At 62.3% G+C, this 17,967-nt stretch carries 17 protein-coding genes; 3 read left to right on the plus strand and 14 right to left on the minus strand.

Going from position 1 to position 17,967, the window contains the following annotated elements; genetic code table 11:
- Positions 1-13 precede the first annotated feature (13 nt).
- The 13 genes from adh to mftA all read right to left on the minus strand — a co-directional run bounded on the left by adh (position 14) and on the right by mftA (position 15,784).
- Positions 14-1,537 carry an aldehyde dehydrogenase gene (adh, locus tag RE4_RS17355; protein WP_007730158.1) on the minus strand — a complete coding sequence of 508 codons (1,524 nt, stop codon included), beginning with the start codon at positions 1,535-1,537 and terminating at the stop codon, positions 14-16.
- Positions 1,538-1,680: 143 nt separating this feature from the next.
- The gene (locus tag RE4_RS17360; protein WP_019744245.1) at positions 1,681-2,994 is read right to left on the minus strand and encodes a sigma-54-dependent transcriptional regulator family protein; all 1,314 of its coding nucleotides are present in this window, start codon (positions 2,992-2,994) and stop codon (positions 1,681-1,683) included.
- A gap of 105 nt (positions 2,995-3,099) precedes the next feature.
- Positions 3,100-4,581 (minus strand): mycofactocin dehydrogenase MftG, encoded by a 1,482-nt coding sequence (gene mftG / locus RE4_RS17365; protein WP_060939038.1) that lies wholly within the window; start codon positions 4,579-4,581, stop codon positions 3,100-3,102.
- A complete protein-coding gene (gene mftF, locus RE4_RS17370; protein WP_020906864.1) occupies positions 4,578-5,975 on the minus strand; it encodes a mycofactocin biosynthesis glycosyltransferase MftF in 1,398 nt (465 codons plus the stop codon). The genes mftG and mftF overlap by 4 nt, the downstream gene beginning before the upstream one ends.
- A gap of 97 nt (positions 5,976-6,072) precedes the next feature.
- On the minus strand, positions 6,073-6,765 hold the full coding sequence (mftE, locus tag RE4_RS17375) for a mycofactocin biosynthesis peptidyl-dipeptidase MftE (protein ID WP_019744248.1): 693 nt from the start codon (positions 6,763-6,765) through the stop codon (positions 6,073-6,075).
- Positions 6,766-6,866: 101 nt separating this feature from the next.
- A complete protein-coding gene (locus RE4_RS17380; protein ID WP_060939039.1) occupies positions 6,867-8,105 on the minus strand; it encodes an HNH endonuclease signature motif containing protein in 1,239 nt (412 codons plus the stop codon).
- A gap of 52 nt (positions 8,106-8,157) precedes the next feature.
- Positions 8,158-10,107: a mycofactocin system FadH/OYE family oxidoreductase 2 gene (locus tag RE4_RS17385; RefSeq protein ID WP_060939040.1), complete on the minus strand. Its 1,950-nt coding sequence runs from the start codon at positions 10,105-10,107 to the stop codon at positions 8,158-8,160.
- A complete protein-coding gene (locus tag RE4_RS17390) occupies positions 10,107-10,934 on the minus strand; it encodes a mycofactocin-coupled SDR family oxidoreductase (protein ID WP_003941966.1) in 828 nt (275 codons plus the stop codon). Before RE4_RS17390 ends, RE4_RS17385 begins: the two co-directional genes overlap by 1 nt.
- Positions 10,931-12,862, minus strand: coding sequence for a mycofactocin system FadH/OYE family oxidoreductase 1 (locus RE4_RS17395; RefSeq protein ID WP_060939041.1), 1,932 nt, complete (start codon positions 12,860-12,862; stop codon positions 10,931-10,933). Before RE4_RS17395 ends, RE4_RS17390 begins: the two co-directional genes overlap by 4 nt.
- Before the next feature lie 26 nt (positions 12,863-12,888).
- On the minus strand, positions 12,889-14,067 hold the full coding sequence (mftD, locus tag RE4_RS17400; RefSeq protein WP_060939042.1) for a pre-mycofactocin synthase MftD: 1,179 nt from the start codon (positions 14,065-14,067) through the stop codon (positions 12,889-12,891).
- Positions 14,068-14,122: 55 nt separating this feature from the next.
- Positions 14,123-15,340 (minus strand): mycofactocin radical SAM maturase, encoded by a 1,218-nt coding sequence (gene mftC, locus RE4_RS17405; protein ID WP_003942089.1) that lies wholly within the window; start codon positions 15,338-15,340, stop codon positions 14,123-14,125.
- 76 nt (positions 15,341-15,416) lie between these two features.
- On the minus strand, positions 15,417-15,704 hold the full coding sequence (gene mftB, locus RE4_RS17410; RefSeq protein ID WP_007728309.1) for a mycofactocin biosynthesis chaperone MftB: 288 nt from the start codon (positions 15,702-15,704) through the stop codon (positions 15,417-15,419).
- On the minus strand, positions 15,689-15,784 hold the full coding sequence (gene mftA / locus RE4_RS30750; RefSeq protein ID WP_063836238.1) for a mycofactocin precursor MftA: 96 nt from the start codon (positions 15,782-15,784) through the stop codon (positions 15,689-15,691). The genes mftB and mftA overlap by 16 nt, the downstream gene beginning before the upstream one ends.
- A 150-nt stretch (positions 15,785-15,934) precedes the next feature.
- On the opposite strand from mftA, the gene mftR reads away from it, so the two are divergent.
- Complete coding sequence (mftR, locus tag RE4_RS17415) at positions 15,935-16,534, plus strand: mycofactocin system transcriptional regulator MftR (protein WP_019744253.1); 600 nt, start codon at positions 15,935-15,937, stop codon at positions 16,532-16,534.
- A 28-nt stretch (positions 16,535-16,562) separates the two neighbouring features.
- Entirely contained in the window at positions 16,563-17,396 is an 834-nt protein-coding gene (gene mftM, locus RE4_RS17420; RefSeq protein WP_019744254.1) for a mycofactocin oligosaccharide methyltransferase MftM, read from the plus strand.
- Positions 17,397-17,402: 6 nt separating this feature from the next.
- Here the strand turns inward: mftM and RE4_RS17425 are convergent, their stop codons facing one another.
- Entirely contained in the window at positions 17,403-17,606 is a 204-nt protein-coding gene (locus tag RE4_RS17425) for a DUF4287 domain-containing protein (RefSeq protein ID WP_007728313.1), read from the minus strand.
- 142 nt (positions 17,607-17,748) lie between these two features.
- On the opposite strand from RE4_RS17425, the gene RE4_RS17430 reads away from it, so the two are divergent.
- A complete protein-coding gene (locus RE4_RS17430; protein ID WP_003942061.1) occupies positions 17,749-17,961 on the plus strand; it encodes a TOBE domain-containing protein in 213 nt (70 codons plus the stop codon).
- Positions 17,962-17,967: the final 6 nt, after the last annotated feature.

Here is a 17,967-nt window from a genome sequence, read left to right on the forward strand (position 1 = left end):
GCCGGTGGGTCGATCAGAAGAAGCCCTGAGCCTTCTGGGCGTAGCTGACCAGGAGGTTCTTGGTCTGCTGGTAGTGCGAGAGCATCATCAGGTGGTTCTCGCGGCCGATGCCGGACTGCTTGTATCCACCGAAAGCGGCGTGTGCCGGGTACTGGTGGTACGTGTTGGTCCAGACGCGACCGGCCTGGATGTCGCGGCCTGCTCGGTACGCGACTCCGCCGTCGCGGGACCAGACACCGGCGCCCAAACCGTAGAGCGTGTCGTTGGCGATTTCGATGGCCTCGTCGTAGTCCTTGAACGAGGTGACCGAGACGACGGGTCCGAAGATCTCTTCCTGGAAGATGCGCATCTTGTTGTTGCCGGTGAACACCGTCGGCTGGACGTAATAACCGCCGGACAGGTCTCCGCCGAGTTCGGCCCGCTCACCACCGGTGATGACCTTGGCGCCTTCGGCCTTGCCGATCTCGATGTACGAGAGGATCTTCTCGAGCTGATCGTTGCTGGCCTGGGCGCCGATCATGGTGTCGGTGTCGAGCGGATCCCCTTGGCGCACAGCCTTGGTGCGAATGGCGGCCATCGCGAGGAACTCGTCGAAGATGTCTTCCTGGATCAGCGAACGTGACGGGCAGGTGCAGACCTCGCCCTGGTTGAGGGCGAACATCGTGAAGCCCTCGAGTGCCTTGTCCTGGTAATCGTCGTTGGAGGCGAGGACGTCGGAGAAGAAGATGTTGGGGCTCTTGCCACCGAGTTCGAGGGTGACGGGGATGAGGTTCTGCGACGCGTACTGCATGATCAGGCGACCTGTGGTGGTTTCACCGGTGAAGGCGATCTTCTTGATACGCGGGCTCGACGCGAGCGGCTTTCCGGCCTCGACGCCGAAGCCGTTGACGATGTTGAGCACACCGGCAGGCAGCAGGTCACCGATGATGCCGATGAGGTGCAGGATCGAGACGGGTGTCTGCTCGGCAGGCTTGAGCACGATGGCATTGCCGGCAGCAAGGGCGGGAGCGAGCTTCCACACGGCCATGAGGATCGGGAAGTTCCACGGAATGATCTGGCCGACTACGCCGAGCGGCTCGTGGAAGTGGTACGCCACGGTGTCGGAGTTGATCTCCGAAAGCGAACCTTCCTGTGCGCGAATAGCTCCCGCGAAGTAACGGAAGTGATCGATGGCGAGCGGAATGTCGGCGTTGAGGGTCTCGCGGATCGGCTTGCCGTTGTCCCACGACTCGGCGAGTGCGATGGATTCGAGGTTCTCCTCCATACGATCAGCGATCTTGTTCAAGATGATCGCGCGCTCGGCGACCGAGGTCTTGCCCCAGGCCGGAGCTGCTGCGTGCGCTGCGTCGAGAGCGAGCTCGATGTCTTCTGCGGTGGAACGAGCCACATCACAGAAATTCTGTCCGGTCACCGGTGTCGGGTTCTCGAAGTACTGACCCTTGACCGGAGCAACCCATTCGTTGCCGATCCAGTTGTCGTATCGAGACTGGAAGGACATGATCGCGTCGGCGGTACCTGGGCGGGCGTACACGGTCATTGCAAGCTCCTATGTAAACGTGATCTTCCTGGGCGCACCCACCAAATCGGTGACTGCAATCCCACCCCCCGGTGGGGTGTGATTCACAACACTAGGAGTTGCAACGTTGCAAGTACGTTGCGTGCGAGAAACGCAGATGATTCTCAGATGCCCAATTGGCGGTCGAGGAGATCAATTCTTGCCTGGACCTGCGAATACAGCGGAGATTGAGGATCCAACGTGGACAGGTAGGCCTCCCACACGACGGAGTCTTCGCGCCCGTGTACGGACGTGGTCCACCGGGCCAGAAGGTTGGCGTCACCTCCACGCAGCAGAGCCGCCTGAACCCTGGTGCGTAGTTCTTCCCGCACCTCTTCGATTCCCGGGGAGGCCGAGCCTGCCAGTACCGGGCCCGAATACAGTTTCATCGCCGTCGCCGCGTCTCCGCGATCCAACGCTGCCCGCACGTCGCCGACGTCTGTCGTGAACTCCGTGATGATCCGATAAGGACGCGAAGCCAGCCGGTCGGCGCCGAAAACCTTACGAAGCCGCGACATTTCCGCGCGAATGGTCACTGCGTCGAGCTCCCCCTCGTCGAGCAGGACCGCAAGGTGGTCGGAGCTGAGACCCTCCGGATGTTCGGAGAGCAGAAGGAGAATCTCGGCGTGACGCTGCGAAATCGGGATGCGGTCACCGCCGCGAACCAGCGTCGGCCGGCCGGCACCGAATGTTTCGAGGCGCGGAGCCGTGGCGCTGAGCGGGATAGGCGAGTTCAAGAGGTGGAATCGCAATTCCGATTCGGCGGCCGCAACAGTTGCACGGATCAGCGACAGCACTTCGGGAACCGCGACCCTGGGACCACCGGTGATGTCGATGGCACCAAGGATTTGCCCAGTGGTGGGATCGTGGACGGGTGCGGCCGAACAACTCCAGTCGTGCACGGTTCGGTTGAAATGCTCGGATCCGAAAATCTGTACGGAGTGGTCGAGAGCAAGCGCCGTTCCCGGCGCATTGGTGCCGACACGATCTTCGCTCCAGTCGGCGCCTTCGACGAAGTTCATGGACAACGCTTTGTCCTTGGCCGAGTTGTCACCCTCCACCCAGAGCAGTCGACCGTGTGCGTCGCTGATCGCGATCAGCAATCCGGTCTCGGCAGCATCTTCCACCAGGAGTTTCCGAATCACCGGACGGATCAGTGACATGGGATGCGCGGACCGATATTTTTCGAGTTCCAACCCCTCGAGCATCTCAGGATTGCCGACAACGTCAGGATTTACTCCCTTGTTGCGGCTCCGCATCCAGGACTCGAGCACGACCGAACGGACATGGGAGTCGTCGGTCAGCCCTTGGCCGGGCACGCCGCGGGCATCGATGAACGACTGATGGGCAGACGAAAGTCGCCGCGCGAGTAACGCGACGTCATCCCCTGGCCTGACCGCCACCCACGGGTTGCCGGACACAGCCTGTTCACGTGCCATATTTTGCGTTCCTCCGCTCCGTGGACCACTGTAACGCCGATCACAGCCCATAGGCGAGAACGACCATTCGGTATGACTGTCGACCTAGCCTGCTGCCCCTCGCGGTCACTCGTCACCGAGCAGGATGGCGCTTGCTCGTTCCGCGACCATCACCGCGGTCGCGTGTGGGCCGCGGGTCGGGATCGTCGGCAGGATTGACGTGTCAACAATACTGAGTCCTTGCGCGCCGATCACACGGCACCGATCATCGACGACTGCGAACGGGTCCGATTCGGCGCCCATCACGCAGCTACCGGACATGTGCAAGGACGTACCGAGGCGAGATTCGATCCACTCGTCTGTGTACTCCACGACGGGGCGATCGATCAACCCGGTCTCGGCGATCGACTCGAGAAGGTTCTCGGCGATCTGCATTCCTTCCCGAATGGCTGCTCGATCGTGCGTCGACGCGACGTAGTTGTATCGAATACGCGGTGCCCCAGCGGGATCCCCCGATACCAGTTCGATGCTCCCCCGACTGCGCGGCGCCATGAGGACCACCCCGACGCCGTGATCCATGCGAGGCACACCGGGAATCAAGTCTGTGAAAGATGCGGTGTACGGGCGGATTTCAAGCTCGGCGAGATTGAGTGCAGTCTCCAGCACCGGTGTCTGCGAGCGAATCGTACGAGGCGTCGAAAAATGGTACGGCAGCAGCACTTCCGGATGGTCGACGAAGTTCTGGCCGACGCCAGGTCGATCGAGAATGACGGAAACTCCTTGATCTGCAAGTTGTTCCGCCGGACCGACACCGGAATTCAAGAGAATGTGCGGCGTCGCCACCGCACCCGAACACACGATCACGTGGTCGGCACGAATGCGTCGGACGTTGCCGTCGTCGAGAACGTCGACGCCGATCGCACGGGTTCCCGAGAATACGATGCGAATGACGTTCACTCCGGATTCCACCTGCAAATTCGGGCGGTGCAATGCCGGCATCAGATACCCGATCGCAGTACTGATCCGACGATGATCCGCCACGTTCAGTGGCACTCGGCCGACGCCGAACGAGTCCGGCGCATTCTTGTCGACGTCGTCGGGAAAGCCTGCTCCGAGCGCTGCCGCATGAAACTCACCGCTCAGTGGATGCAGTTGGTCCCACGCTCGACGCTCGACCGGGATCGGACCGGCGGTCCCGTGGAACTCGCCCTCGAAATCACGATCAGTCTCAGACTTCTTGAAGTACGGCAAGACGTCGTCGTATCGCCAAGCACTCGGCCAGTTCTCGAAATCTGCGCGGGTCGCGCGCGTGAAGTACGCACCGTTGACGGCCCCGGACCCACCGAGCGTCCGCCCGCGCGCAATCGTGGACGCCCGACGCGGTGTCAGTTCGACCGGATACGTCCACGTGTATTCGCTCGCAGGTCCGACCGGCAGTCGGTACGGATCACCCAGGACGTCCGGAAGTTCGAGCGCCGAACGATATCCGCTTCCCGATTCGAGGAGCATCACCGTGGCGGATGGATCTTCACTGAGCCTGGCTGCGACGACGCAGCCACACGTGCCACCACCGACAACCAGGAAGTCTGCGTAGTCGGCTTCTGTCACTTGGTGATTCGAGGTTTCAGCGCCGCCCAGTCACGGGCGTCGAACGCGCCCCGCCAGAGTCCGGCCCCATACGCGATGTCGTCTGCTCGTTTGAAGAAGACGTACCGAACCGGACCCAGCCCGCCTGGCTCACGGTGGCGATACCAGTCCACCAAACCTTCGGTGACTGCCGCAGCGACGGCCAGTCGCCGAATTCGACGGGAGGCGATCACCGCCAGAAGAGTCACCGGCCAGTAGTGACGACACATCGCCGAGGCGAGTTGCCAGAATCCTCCGACAAACCCCTGCGCAGTGAGGATCGCTGCGATCCGGGTGGGCTGACTCAGCCCGTTGAACATCTTTCGCAGGCGATACACCGTGAAGAGCAGAGCGCCCAGCGCACTCGCAAGACCGGAACGGGTCAGTGTTGCGGCGGCGATGCACGCGAAGAGCGTCGAGAACGACATCGCCATCGGCGGAACCGAACCCTCGTGTCTTGCAGCCAACGGCGCCGCGCCCGTGCCGTAGAACGCTCTCCTGGCGAACCACTTGTCGAACTGAACTCGATGATCGTGGGCGACATGCGCAACCGGTTCGTACCTCAGTCGCCAACCCGCAGCCTGCAGTCGCCAGCAGAAATCGACGTCCTCAGCCACTTCGAGACTCTCGTCGAAACCGTTGCATTCGAGTGCCACGTCGCGCCGGACGATCACGGCCGCGCTGGGAACATAGGCGACCGGACTTCCCGACTTCACCGCAGCTTCTTTGCGTCCGAGGTCGAGAGACGATCGCATGTTCTCGTACCGCGCCAGCGCCGTCCCGTACGGATCGAGGGCGACGATGCGGGGCGCAACAAGGGCAACCCCTGGATCGCTGAAGTGGCCCAACATCAACTCGAGCCAACCGGCACGCGGTATGACGTCGGAGTCGAGGAAAGCTACGAAACGTGTTTGGGCCGAACGCAATCCCGAGTTTCTCGCTGCCGAGGGTCCGCGGGCGCTCTCGTGCCGCACCACTGTGATGGTTCCGGTGCCCGGGCAGGCGCGACGGGGCTCCACCGGCACTTCCGAACCGTCGTCGACAACGATGACGGTCAGATCCTTGAGGACGGGCAGTAGTCGTTCGACGCCGGCCTGGTTGTCCTTGACCGGAATCACGACGGTGACATCTGCCGCAGACGGTGTCGACATCGGACGAGGATTCGCGACGCCTGAATCGAGAAGGTGACGAGCAACCGCAGCGCTCTGCTGGTCGACCACCTCGAGGAAGCCGTCACCGATCATCGCCGCAGCCGTCGGAGCCAGCTTGAGCATCCGTGTCGGAGAGCCGCCGATGAGCACCCGGCCGCCCGAGTACGTGCGCACCTTGGGGTCCAACCGAATGCCGAAGCCGTCGGGGAGTCTTGCTGGTCGCATCAGATGATCGTAAGGGACGTAGCCCGTCGTGCTGCAACTCGTCGCAGCCTCGAAAGCCGTCGCAGGTGGACCGTCCGCCCCCACTCGGTCGTGGTCGTCACCGAAGCCTCCCATCTGGACCAGGCTCCCACCGGGCCAGTCCATCCGTCACGCGTCCTACCAACTCACCGAAGATGTATGCGCCGTCTTCGGCGGTAGCCCCGACTGGATTGCCGAGAACGCCGTTTTGCGACACAGCGACCATACCGCCCGAACGCATTCCTGGCATCAGGTCCGCGATAGGAGACAAATTTCCTGTCTCAGCAAGGCTCATGTGCACCAAATCGGGCGAAAGGTGCAGCAATAGGCTCGTTTCAGTGTGTCCCGCGTGCGCATCGGCACCCGCAACAGCGCACGGCACCCAAGCGGCGTCACGTCCCTCGTATCGAAGAAGTGCCACAGCTTTGGCCAGCGCGGGACCATTTCCGCCGTGGCCGTTGACGAACAGCACCCGCTTCGTCCATCTGAACGCCGACCTTCCGTATTCGACGACGAGGGTTTCCATAGCCTCGGCACCGATCGAAATCGTGCCGGCAAACCCTTCGTGTTCGCCGCTCGCCCCGTATTCGATGGCCGGGGCCACGACGACGTCGGGCAGGGCCTGTGCGACTGCTCTCGCGATCCGAGTGTCGGTATCGAGAGGCAGGTGCGGTCCGTGTTGTTCGAAAGAACCGACCGGGACCACGACGGTGAGCGCAGTGCCCTCGAGCGCCGGACTCGGGATGGCAGCAAGGTCACGCGGAGAACTCATCCCTCGATGGTATTGGTGCCGGCCCCTCCCACCGCAACACAGCATGCGGATACACCGGAGCATGGCTGTGCCCCGGTGTATGAGTTTTCAGTGGTCGCGGTTCACGCCGCGGTGGGCGGACTGTTCCCGCCGATCGGGTGCTGATACGGATCGATCGACATCGGCGGATAGAACACCGTCTTTCGATCCGGGCCGATCTCGACCCGCCATTCGGTGTGGTGCATCGTCCGGTGGTGGTGACCGCACAACAAGATCAGGTTGTCGAGATCTGTTGGGCCACCATCACCCCAGTGAACAATATGATGAGCATCGCACCACCCCGACGGAGTCCCACACCCCGGAAACGCACACCCACCATCCCGAACCGCCAACGCCCGCCGCTGCGGCACCGTCGCCGTTCTCGCTTCCTTACCGCAGGCGAGCGGAACACCATTCTCATCCAACAAAATCCGCGTGACCGTGCAGTCGCACGCCAACATCCGGGCAGTATCGATACTGATCGGACCCACCCAATCCGTCCACGCAAACCCCAGTTCCTCAGTGGACGGCAGGAGGTCTTTCAACGCTTGCAGGTCCGTCATGTCTTTCGCCGACGCGGTGACCGTGATGTGCGGTTTCACCCCGCCCTCGATTGGACCCAGCCCCGCCCGCTCGTACCGGCGCAGTAGTTCGCAAAACCCGTCCGCACGCCGTAATGCCGGAGTACGCGTGTCCTTGACTCCGTCCTTCTCCGGTGTCGGAGCGGACAGGCTTGACAACAAGGTGATCAACCGGGCCCCGTTGACCGCATCCAAGTCGCCCTTCACAGTGACCCGCCCGTACAGGCCTTTCGAGGCGTAGAACTCATTACGCTCCGAATCCTCGCCGACCGGAACACCGTCCTCACGCTTGCCGTACTGCTTCTCGATCCGCCTAATCGCCGCCCGCACCGCATCACAATCCGCGATGTTCTTCGACGCCAACCGAAGCAGAATCCCGCGAGCCTTGTCCACATCCGCCAGGGTCATGTTCTTCGGCGGATGCTGACAAAACGACGCCACCTGACGGGCCTTCAACGCATCCACGTCACCACGGTGAAACGCATCGCCCACAACGGGTTCGAGCATCAACAACCGCGCCAACCCGACCAGCAGACTGCACTCACCGATCTCCAAATTCGTCGAACCATGCAACCACTGCGCGATCGCCCGAAAACCCTTCCCACCGAGAACCTCCCGGGAAAACATCTCCACGATCAACAACACCATCCGCGACTGCAACTCGTGCCGGGCGCGCACCAGATCCAGAACCTCACTCTTGAGGTCCTCACCATCCAGCTGCCACGCTTCGCGACTGTTCATGCTCAAAGTTTAATCGAACATACTTTCGATAACCATAGACAAAACGGACGACTTATATCGCCAACGCAGCCAGATGCCCCTCGATGACCGCTGCGTGCGAACGTCTCGGGGACAGGGCGTCACCGATGCGGAATATCTCGAAAGAACTTCCCTGCAAGGAGTTCCACAACTCGTCGACAGGTTCCTGCTGTGTCGCGAAGACCACCCAGTCGACCGCAACTTCCTCGACCACACCCGTCGGAAGGTGAACCAAGCTCACGAGCGGCGAGGCTCCAGTGCTCACCGAAGTCACCATCAGATCCGTCCGTTGCGCGATCGACTTCTCGAACGCCCGGCGGTTCCACCCCTCGAAATCCAGGGTGACGCTCAGATCTTGGGCAACCACCATGCCGTTGGTCGCGATCGTGACAGCGCAACCTCGATCAGCCAGGAATTCCGCCACCGACGTACCTTGATGGAATCCCAACTCGTCGTATACGAGCACCGTTCCGCTCGGTAGAACCCTGCCGTCGAGAACGTCTCGAACACTTACGACACGCTCTGATCCACCCGCCCACGTTGGGCGCACGGGCCGCGCCCCGGTTGCGATCACTACCACGTCGGGCGCCCTTTCCTCCACAATCGCAAGGTCAGCTCCAACACCCAGCTCGATCGTCACACCGCTTCGGCGACACTCCGATTCGAGATTTCGGACGAGGTCGGCGAGCTCCCGTCGAGCGGGGACCACCGAGGCGGTAAGAATCTGTCCGCCGAGTCTTCGTTCACGCTCGAACAGCGTCACCGCATGACCTCGCTGGGCCGCGGTGGCCGCAGCTTGCAGGCCGGCCGGGCCGCCGCCAACTACCACCACCGTGCGGCCCCGTCGCCGCGGCATCGGCAGTGGGACCGATTCCCGACCGGCGCGCGGATTTTCGGTGCACCCCAACCAACGCCCCAGACCCATCCGCCCGACGCATTCCTGGTTGCAGGACAGGCAGGTTCGCACCTGTGACGATTGACCGGCACGCGCCTTGTTCACAAAATCCGGATCGGCGATCTGCCCGCGAACTACGCCCACCAGATCGCATACACCGTCCTCGAGTGCAGCTTCGGCTTGTTCCGGCGTCTTGAAACGGCCGACTCCGACGACTGGAAGATCGACGACCTCCCTGATCGCAGACGGGACGAAGTTGGCGTAGCCGGTGGGTACAGCCATCGATGCTTCGACCAGATGCAGTGTTTCCGTGGCCATTCCGACGGTGGTGTTGATGTAGTCGACGTGACCGTCAGCTTCGATCAGTTGGGCGGTGGTTACCGCGTCGGACAGTTCGATGCCACCCCGCGTTCCTTCGTATCCACTCAGGCGCACACCGAGCACACGATCCGGTCCGATGGCCTTACGCAGTACCCCGAGCACTTCGAGAAGGAAACGCGCACGATTCGCCACGCCCCCGCCGTAGCGATCGGTGCGCAGGTTAGTCGAGGGTGCGAGAAACGCGCGCACGACGGACGACTGCGACGCCTGCAATTCCACCCCGTCGAAGCCACCGGCGACGCAGTTGCGCGCAACAAGGGCGAACCCTGCGAGAATCTCGGCGATGTCCGCGTCGTCGACAGCTTTGGGCACCTCGCGGAACAACGGATCCGCAACGGCGCTCGGCGCCAACAGCGGCGATCGCGAATAGGTTCCAGCGCCCTGACCCCCATTGTGGTTGATCTGCGCGAGAATCGACGAACCATGCGCATGAACGGCGTCGGTGATCCGCCGGTATCCCTCGATCGCTTCCGGCCGATAGCCCGCAATCATCTTCTCGTACGGTCGATCCGAAGGATGCGTCGAGTGTTCCTCGGTGATGATCAGACCCGCACCGCCGCGTGCCCGCGCCTCGTAGTAGCTCGCGTGCTGCTCCGTCGGCAACCCGTTCTCCGCGTAATTGGTCAGGTGTGCGGAGAACACGACCCGATTGCGGAGTGTCAGGTTGCCCAGGCGCAGTGGCGCGAAGAGGCGCGGGTACGGCGTCATCAGACCTTGGAGTTCCCTTGATCGAGAGCGATATGACTTGCCGTGACGGTGCGTGAACCGTCACCCGCGAGCCACAGAACGGTATCGGCGATCTCGTCGGGTTCGGCGAACGCGATGTCCGAGAGGATCGGAGTGAAGTTGGGAAGGTACTGCGGAAACTTTGCAAACACCTCGAGCGCACCCTGGTCGACCCCCATCGGCGTATTTACTCCGTAAGGGTGGATCGAGTTGACCCTGATCTTGTACTCCCCCAGTTCCTTTGCCGCGGCCTGCGTCAGACCGACGAGACCGAACTTGGCGCTCGCGTAGTGCGCCTGTCCGGGCAGCGCCTTGAGTCCGGCCACCGAACTGACTACGATGATCGATCCACCGCGCCCACCTTCGATGATCGCCGGCACCGATGCCTTGAGGGTTTTCCAGACTCCGGTCAGGTTGATGTCGATCAGGGTTTCCCACTGCTCGTCCGACATTTCCCAGAATCGATTCCAGTTACAGACCCCGGCATTGGCGACCACGATGTCGAGGCGTCCGAACTGCTCGACACCGTCCTTGACCACCGCGGTGAGCGCTGCGCCGTCACGGACATCGACCTCGCGGGCGAGGATCTTCCCACCCTCCGCTTCGACCAGACGTATCGTCTCGGCAAAGTCCTCGGAAGTTGCTGCGTCGTAAGAATTGTCCGACGCCACCGACGCGCACACGTCGACTGCGATGATCGCTGCTCCCTCGCGCGCCATCTTGACCGCGTGCGCACGTCCTTGACCGCGCGCTGCGCCGGTGATGAAAGCAACGCGACCTTCGAGCGAACGAACTGAACCCTGTGTCATGAGATAGCCCTCTCTGCAGAATTGAAACTCGTTCTAGTAGTAAACCCTGCAAAGCGACCTTCGCGGATGGATTCGAGAACAGTTCTCGGGGCAACCGAGTCACCCACCTGGATGTCGGCCGCTTCCTTCAGCGTTTCGTTCGGCAGACGATGCGAGCAGTCGATCACCACTTCACACTCGAGCTGTGAGCGCTCGCGGGTATGGACGTGCTCGACGCAGACGACCCCTGAGGCGATTTCGATGACACGGGACGCGAGCACCCTGGTGACCCCGGCCTGCTGGATGCGCGTGTTGGCGCCGACCAGATCCCCACTCGCACCGAGCCTCGAACCGACGATGCTGTCCGGAGTCACAATCGAGGCGGAGACGCCCTGGGCCGCGAGTGCTTCTGCGAGCGCCACCGCGATCGGTCCACCGAGCGGATCGATCAGCGCGACCGGACCCGGCCCCACGGTGGTCAACTTCTCGAAGGCTTCCGACGCATCCAACCACCGAACCGAATCGTCGACCGGATACGTCGGCGGCCGCGCAGCGCTACCGGTGGCAAAAACAATCAACTCGCCCCGACTACGTGCGTCACTCAGGTCCTGCGCCTCGACCGCCGCCCCGGTCCGCATCGTCACGCCGCTACGACGGCATTCGTCCTCGAGCCACTGTGCGAGGAGTGTGAACCGGCTGCGGCCGTCACCTCGCGCAAAAGTTCGGATCATGCCGCCGAACTGCGATGAACTCTCGACGAGTGTGACCGAGTGCCCCGCCACCGCCGAGATCCGCGCGGCTTCCATCCCGGCGGGGCCACCCCCCACGACCAGCACGGCTCCCGGTGTCGAAATCTGCTCTCGCTCATCGGGGTCCACCGTCTCGAAACCCGCGCTCGGATTCCCCACGCACGTCACGACCGGGTTGCGAGGATCACGCACGAGGCACGTCTGATTGCAGAGCACACACGGCCGTGGACGATCACCGCGCGCGGCTTTCACGACCAGGTCCGGGTCCGCGATCTGGGCCCTGGTCATCTCGACGAACTCGGCCACTTCCAGCGCTGCACGAGCGTCGGCGATGTCCACGACGCTCCCCTGCACGACAACCGGAATCGAGACCGCGGCCTTGATCTCACGGCACAGATCGAGGTTGAAGTTCGGCGGGCAGTGAAAGTCAGGGCGGTACCCCTCTGACGAATAGAGTCCGCCACGAACGACGACAAGGAGATCGAGTAGTGGCGACAGATCGCGTGCAAAACAGGCGGCGAGATCGGGTGTCAGTCCCGCCCATGGCGCTTCCTCGTCGCAGGACAACCGCAGGGAGACAACGTGGTCCGACCCGACTTCCTCGCGCACTGCCGAGATGATCTCGCGAACAAGGGCAACGCGATCAGTGCCGTATCGGTCTTGCCGAGTGTTGGTCAGACCCGAAAGGAACTGTCGCAGAATGCTTCGAGGACCGGCATCGAGTTCCACTCCGTCCATTCCCGAAGCGATGGCCATTGCCGACGCTTCACGAAAGCCGGCCATCAACTGGTCGATTTCCGGCTGCCCCATTGCCATCGGCAACTCACGCGTCACCGGGTCGGCCACTCTTGACGGTCCCCACAGCACCGATTGGGAGTAGGCGCTCGATCCCTGCATCCCGGTATGACCGAGCCCGGCAAGAACCAGCGTCCCGTACGGAGCACATGCAGCCGCGATCGACTGCCACCCCGGGCCGCACTCCGACGCCAGCGGTGCCCGCTCGTACGGCCAGTCGTTCTCCAATACCGAGGCCACTTCGGTGACGACGATTCCGGCTCCGCCCTCGGCGCGGCGCTGGTAGTACGCACGGTGCCGATCGGAAAGTGATCTTCCCACAGCCAGATTGGTCTCATGCGGACCGAAAACAACCCTGGACCGGACGAGGCGTCCGGCCAGGGTTGCGTGTTCGTCGAGTGTCAACTCACAGCTCTATCGGAACCGCAATCTCAGCTGGCGCCCAGTGAGCGTGTGAAGCCTTCCGGGATCACCAGGTCTGCCGGGCTCAGTTCGGTGATGGACGAGTGGCCAAGGCCCATCAGCCCCGAGTCGATGCCCATCCGCATCAGGTCGAGCACGTTCTCGACACCGGCCTGGCCGTTTGCCGAGAGACCCCACAGGTAGGCGCGCCCGAGCATGACGGCCTTGGCTCCGAGTGCGAGCGCCTTGACGACGTCGCCGCCGCGTCGAATGCCGCCGTCGAGAACAACTTCCACCTGATCGCCCACGGCCTCGGCAATGCCCGGGAGCACGCGGATCGGCGCGGGGGTGCCGTCGAGGTTGTTACCACCGTGGTTGGAGACCGAGATAGCGGAGACACCGGCGTCGACAGCTCGCTTGGCGTCGTCGATGCGCATGATGCCCTTGAGCATGAACGGTCCACCCCACTGCTCACGAAGCCAGGCGATGTCTTCCCACGTCGGAAGCGGGGTCTGCATCCACTCGCCGTACGCACCGAAGAACGTCGGTGCCAGCTGGCCGGGAGCCGCGAGGTTGGGTGTTGTCAGGTCGGGGATCTTGCCGGTCTTGGCATACTCCAACAACCACTTCGGGCGCATGATGCCCTCGGGCGCGAACTGGAACATCGCCTTGAGGTCCATCTTCTCGGGGATGGCCGGGCTGCCCCAGTCGCGGCCGTACGAGAACGACCAGTCGGTGGTGACGATCAGGCCCTTGGCACCGGCAGCGCGAGCGCGCTCCATACGCTGCACGAGCACGTCGCGGCTGCCGACCCAATACATCTGGAAGAAGACCTGCGGGTTGGCCGCGGCAACTTCCTCGATGGACTTGCTGGCGAAAGAACTCAGTCCGATGGCTGTTCCCCGTGCTGCAGCCGCACGAGCTACCGCTACCTCACCGTCGGGGTGCACTGCCTGCACACCGGTCGGTGAAATCATGACTGGCATCGAAATGTCCTGGCCCATAATGGTGGTGGACATCTCGCGCTTGTCCGACAGTCCCGCAGCGTGAGGAGCGAAACCCAGTTCACTGAATGCCGCGACGTTGTCGTCGACCGTCAGCCCTTTCTCGGATCCCGCCACCAACGCCGCGTACACGGACTTGGGCAACCTCTTCTTAGCACGGCGCTGTGCTTCTGCCACCGTCTCGAAGAAAGCATTCTTAGCCATTGAACTGACCTCTCTGGGGTGCAGCTTTCGCCGCACTGTCGGTATCGCGCAGTAGTTACTGCATTCCCGCAAGCGGGTTTTCGTCACAAATCTTGGCGGGCGGACGCATCATCAGTGTCAGTGGCACCGATGCACGTGGGGTCTTGCGTTGACCGGAACGGGAGTGATCCACACTTGACTTCGGGACCTCTCCCGCCGACGCCAATGCCATTTCACCGTTGCCGATGACGCACTCGGGGTCAGGTCCGTCCATCGGCAGTCCGGTGAAGAACTTGGCTGCCATGCAGCCACCCCGGCAGGAGTCGTAGTGATTGCACTTGCTGCAGGCGCCACCGGTCTGCGGCGAGCGCAGCTCCTCGAACAGGTCCGAGTGCTGCCAGACTTCCTGGAATCCACCGTCTTTCACGATGTTTCCGGCGAGGAACTGCTCGTGAATCGCGAACGGGCATGCGTACACGTCACCGACCGGGTCGATCAGGCACACGACGCGGCCCGCGCCACAGAGATTGAGACCGGGCAGTGCATCGCCGAACGCGGAGAGGTGGAAGAACGAGTCGCCCGTCAGGACGCCTTCGCCGTTGGCCACCAACCAGTTGTAGAGCTCACGCTGCTGCTCAGGGCGTGGGTGCAGGTCGTCCCACACGTCGGCGCCGCGGCCCGAAGGGCGCAGTCGAGTGATGCGCAGGGTCGCGTCGTACTTGTCCGCGAGAGCCTTGAACTCGTCGAGCTGACTGACGTTGTGCCGCGTGACGACCACCGAAATCTTGGCGTCCTTGAAGCCGGCTTCCTTCAGGTTCGCGAGAGCCCGCTCGGCCATTGCGAACGAACCAGGCCCGCGCACAGCGTCATTGACTTCAGCGGTGGCACCGTCGATGGAAATCTGCACGTCGACGTAGTCACTGGCCGCAAGCCGTGCCGCGACCTTCTTGTCGATCTTCACGCCGTTGGTGGAGAACTTCACACCAACCTGGTGGTCCGTTGCGTAATCGACGAGCTCCCAGAAGTCGGAGCGTACCGTCGGCTCGCCGCCACCGATGTTGACGTAGAAGACCTGCATACGCTGCAGCTCGTCGATGATGGACTTGCACTGTTCGGTGCTCAGCTCGTTGGGGTCACGACGACCCGACGACGAAAGGCAGTGCACGCAGGACAGGTTGCAGGCGTAGGTGAGTTCCCACGTCAGGCAGATGGGGGCGTCGAGTCCGAGTTCGAACTGATCGACGAGGCGACCCACCTTGGCGGGCGGGGAGGGCTGTTCAAGAACTGAGGTCATGGCTGTGTCCTCGCGAAGAAATGAAGCGGGCGAACGTGCAGAAGGGCTGTTCCGCACGTGGGGGCGAGCGTCTGGCTCAGACAGGCACGATCATGTGCGAATCGGCGAGAGTGCTCAGCGCGCGGGCATATTGGGGAGCCGCGTCATCTTCGATGCCTTGCGCACGTAGTGCGGACCGGACATCAGGATGGTCTGGCAACGCCTTGACCACCGCAACGATGGTCGTGTTCTTCAGGAACGACAGCTTGCGCGTTCCGAAGTGGTAGAGCAACGCCCCGAAAGGTTCGGGGCGAAGCGCTACCTGCGGGTGGAGTTTCCACCCCGCATCGAGATCCAAAGCAGACACGGTCAGTACACGCCGCACATGCCGTCGATGGAAACTTCCTCCACGAGGGACTCCTCGACGAGGTCGTTCTCGAGCGCCTTGTTGTCACGATCTGACATGGATTCCTCCTGCGGTCGCACTCCGTCTGGAAGTCTGTAGATCAGACTTCCAACCTGGGAGTTGGTGGTCACTAGTGGGACTTCACTGTGACTCGGTTCACCACTGTAATGGCATCGAGTGCAGAATGACACACATGGAGCGAAAAAAGTATGCGTAGCCGCAAGAAACCGTCCGCTCGGATAGGTCGTCGCCCCTCCACAACGAGGGAGGGAATCAGCACGATCGGCATCGAACTGTTCTCCACCGTCGGCTTCAACGAGGTGAGCGTCGACCAGATCGCCGACGCCGCCGGCATCGCGCGTCGGACTTTCTTTCGCTACTTTCCGTCCAAGAACGCCGTCCCCTGGGGCGACTTCGACGGACATCTCGACGAGATGCGCGAGCACCTGGATTCACTGCCCGCTGACATACCGTTGGTCGACGCACTCGAATCCGCATTGTTGACGTTCAACACCTTCCCACCGGAAGAGACTGCGGTACATCGCAAACGGATGGAATTGATCCTCGAAGTTCCGACGCTTCAGGCATACTCTGTGGTGATGTACGAAGGTTGGCGGCAGGTGGTCGCCGACTACGTCGCACGCCGAATGAATCTCGAGCCGACCGATCACGGCCCACGCACGGTCGGCTATCTTCTGCTCGGGGTCGCCATGTCGGCGTACGAACAGTGGCTCACCGACGATTCACTCGAGCTACCGGAACTCTTGAAAACAGGCACGCAGTCCTTGCGGACCGGCATCACCACCTGAGAAGCATCACCACCTGAGAAAGGCGATCATGTCCACCATCACGAACGAACCGGTCCTGGATTCACTGGCACCGTCGACGCCGGGCTTGTGGTCGTTCGGGCATGTCACCGTCGAACGTGTCGATTCCGGTCCGATCTCGCTCGATCGTCGAGGCGGCCGACTCCACGTCAGGCACTCCCTCACTCCCGCCGATCTGAGCGAGCGACTCGTAGCCGGAGTCACCTCGTCGATCCAGGACGCGGAGTTCGGTCAGGACGAATTCGAGTTGACGATGGTCGGACTGGTTCGGTCCACCGTGGACGGCGCTCTCGAATCCTGGACCACCTACTACCGGAACTCCCTTGCCGAACTACTCGACGGCACTGCAGATTTCGCGCCGATTCACGACAAAGCCGAAGAACTGGTTCGCGGTTCCGTACTCGATCTGGGTTCCTGCTTCGGTTTCCTGCCCCTGCGGCTCGCGCGCGCCGGAATGGACGTGACCGCCACGGACATCCTGCCCGGAACGATGATCCTGCTCGACGCGGTAGCCCCCGAACTCGGCATCACGATCGACACGGTGATCTGCGACGCGGGTGAAGTACCGGCACCGGACAACAGCGCCGACACCGTCACCGCAATTCATCTCCTCGAGCACGTCGACGACTCGGTCGGCGAAGCCGTGATCGCGCAGGCACTCCGAATCGCACGTCAACGGGTCGTCATAGCCGTCCCCTTCGAAGACGAAGCCACCGCGTGCCACGGCCACATCCGTACGTTCGATCTCGAGTCACTGCGTGCGGTCGGCCGGCAGACCGGTGTGCCGTTCGAGGTATTCGAGCATCACGGCGGCTGGTTGGTGCTGGATGCATCGGCCGCCTGAAAAGAACTAGCCTTCTTTCAGCGTATGGGCGACAAGTGCATTCGCGTGCCCATGCCCCATCCCGTGCTCCGACTTCAACCAATTCACCAATTCCATATGCTTGGTGAGGTCTGAGCTTCTGATCAGCTCTTGCCACTCACCGATCGGCCGACCGTATTTCTTCTCGATCGACGGAAAATACGACGCCGGGCCTTTCACGGGTTCAGTCATGACCGGAATCTACCTCCACCGCCCGACAATATTCGCGCACCTGCGGTGCCCGCATGTCCGCACCTGCGGAATCGCTGGGTAGATACGCGACCATCGGATTATGGTCGAAGTACACCCACCCCAGAGCACAGGAGTTTCAGAGATGCGACTGTCCACACGAAATCAACTCACCGGCACCATCACCGAGGTCAACCTCGGCACCGTCATGGCAACGGTCAAGGTGAAGTTGGACGGCGGCAACCAGATCGTGACTTCGTCGATCACCCGCGACGCCGCACTGGATCTCGACCTCGAACCAGGCCAAGCTGCAACGGTATTCGTGAAGTCCACCGAGGTGACGATCGGCGTCGAATAACTGGTG

This window comes from Rhodococcus erythropolis NBRC 15567 (assembly GCF_001552595.1).
Classification (GTDB): Bacteria; Actinomycetota; Actinomycetes; order Mycobacteriales; family Mycobacteriaceae; genus Rhodococcus_F; species Rhodococcus_F erythropolis.

Coding starts and splice junctions, on each gene's coding strand:
- adh (WP_007730158.1), bottom strand. CDS start 1,537: ATGACCGTGTACGCCCGCCCAGGTACCGCCGACGCGATCATGTCCTTC.
- RE4_RS17360 (WP_019744245.1), bottom strand. CDS start 2,994: ATGGCACGTGAACAGGCTGTGTCCGGCAACCCGTGGGTGGCGGTCAGG.
- mftF (WP_020906864.1), bottom strand. CDS start 5,975: ATGCGACCAGCAAGACTCCCCGACGGCTTCGGCATTCGGTTGGACCCC.
- mftE (WP_019744248.1), bottom strand. CDS start 6,765: ATGAGTTCTCCGCGTGACCTTGCTGCCATCCCGAGTCCGGCGCTCGAG.
- RE4_RS17380 (WP_060939039.1), bottom strand. CDS start 8,105: ATGAACAGTCGCGAAGCGTGGCAGCTGGATGGTGAGGACCTCAAGAGT.
- RE4_RS17385 (WP_060939040.1), bottom strand. CDS start 10,107: ATGACGCCGTACCCGCGCCTCTTCGCGCCACTGCGCCTGGGCAACCTG.
- RE4_RS17390 (WP_003941966.1), bottom strand. CDS start 10,934: ATGACACAGGGTTCAGTTCGTTCGCTCGAAGGTCGCGTTGCTTTCATC.
- mftD (WP_060939042.1), bottom strand. CDS start 14,067: ATGGCTAAGAATGCTTTCTTCGAGACGGTGGCAGAAGCACAGCGCCGT.
- mftC (WP_003942089.1), bottom strand. CDS start 15,340: ATGACCTCAGTTCTTGAACAGCCCTCCCCGCCCGCCAAGGTGGGTCGC.
- mftA (WP_063836238.1), bottom strand. CDS start 15,784: ATGTCAGATCGTGACAACAAGGCGCTCGAGAACGACCTCGTCGAGGAG.
- mftR (WP_019744253.1), top strand. CDS start 15,935: ATGCGTAGCCGCAAGAAACCGTCCGCTCGGATAGGTCGTCGCCCCTCC.
- mftM (WP_019744254.1), top strand. CDS start 16,563: ATGTCCACCATCACGAACGAACCGGTCCTGGATTCACTGGCACCGTCG.
- RE4_RS17425 (WP_007728313.1), bottom strand. CDS start 17,606: ATGACTGAACCCGTGAAAGGCCCGGCGTCGTATTTTCCGTCGATCGAG.
- RE4_RS17430 (WP_003942061.1), top strand. CDS start 17,749: ATGCGACTGTCCACACGAAATCAACTCACCGGCACCATCACCGAGGTC.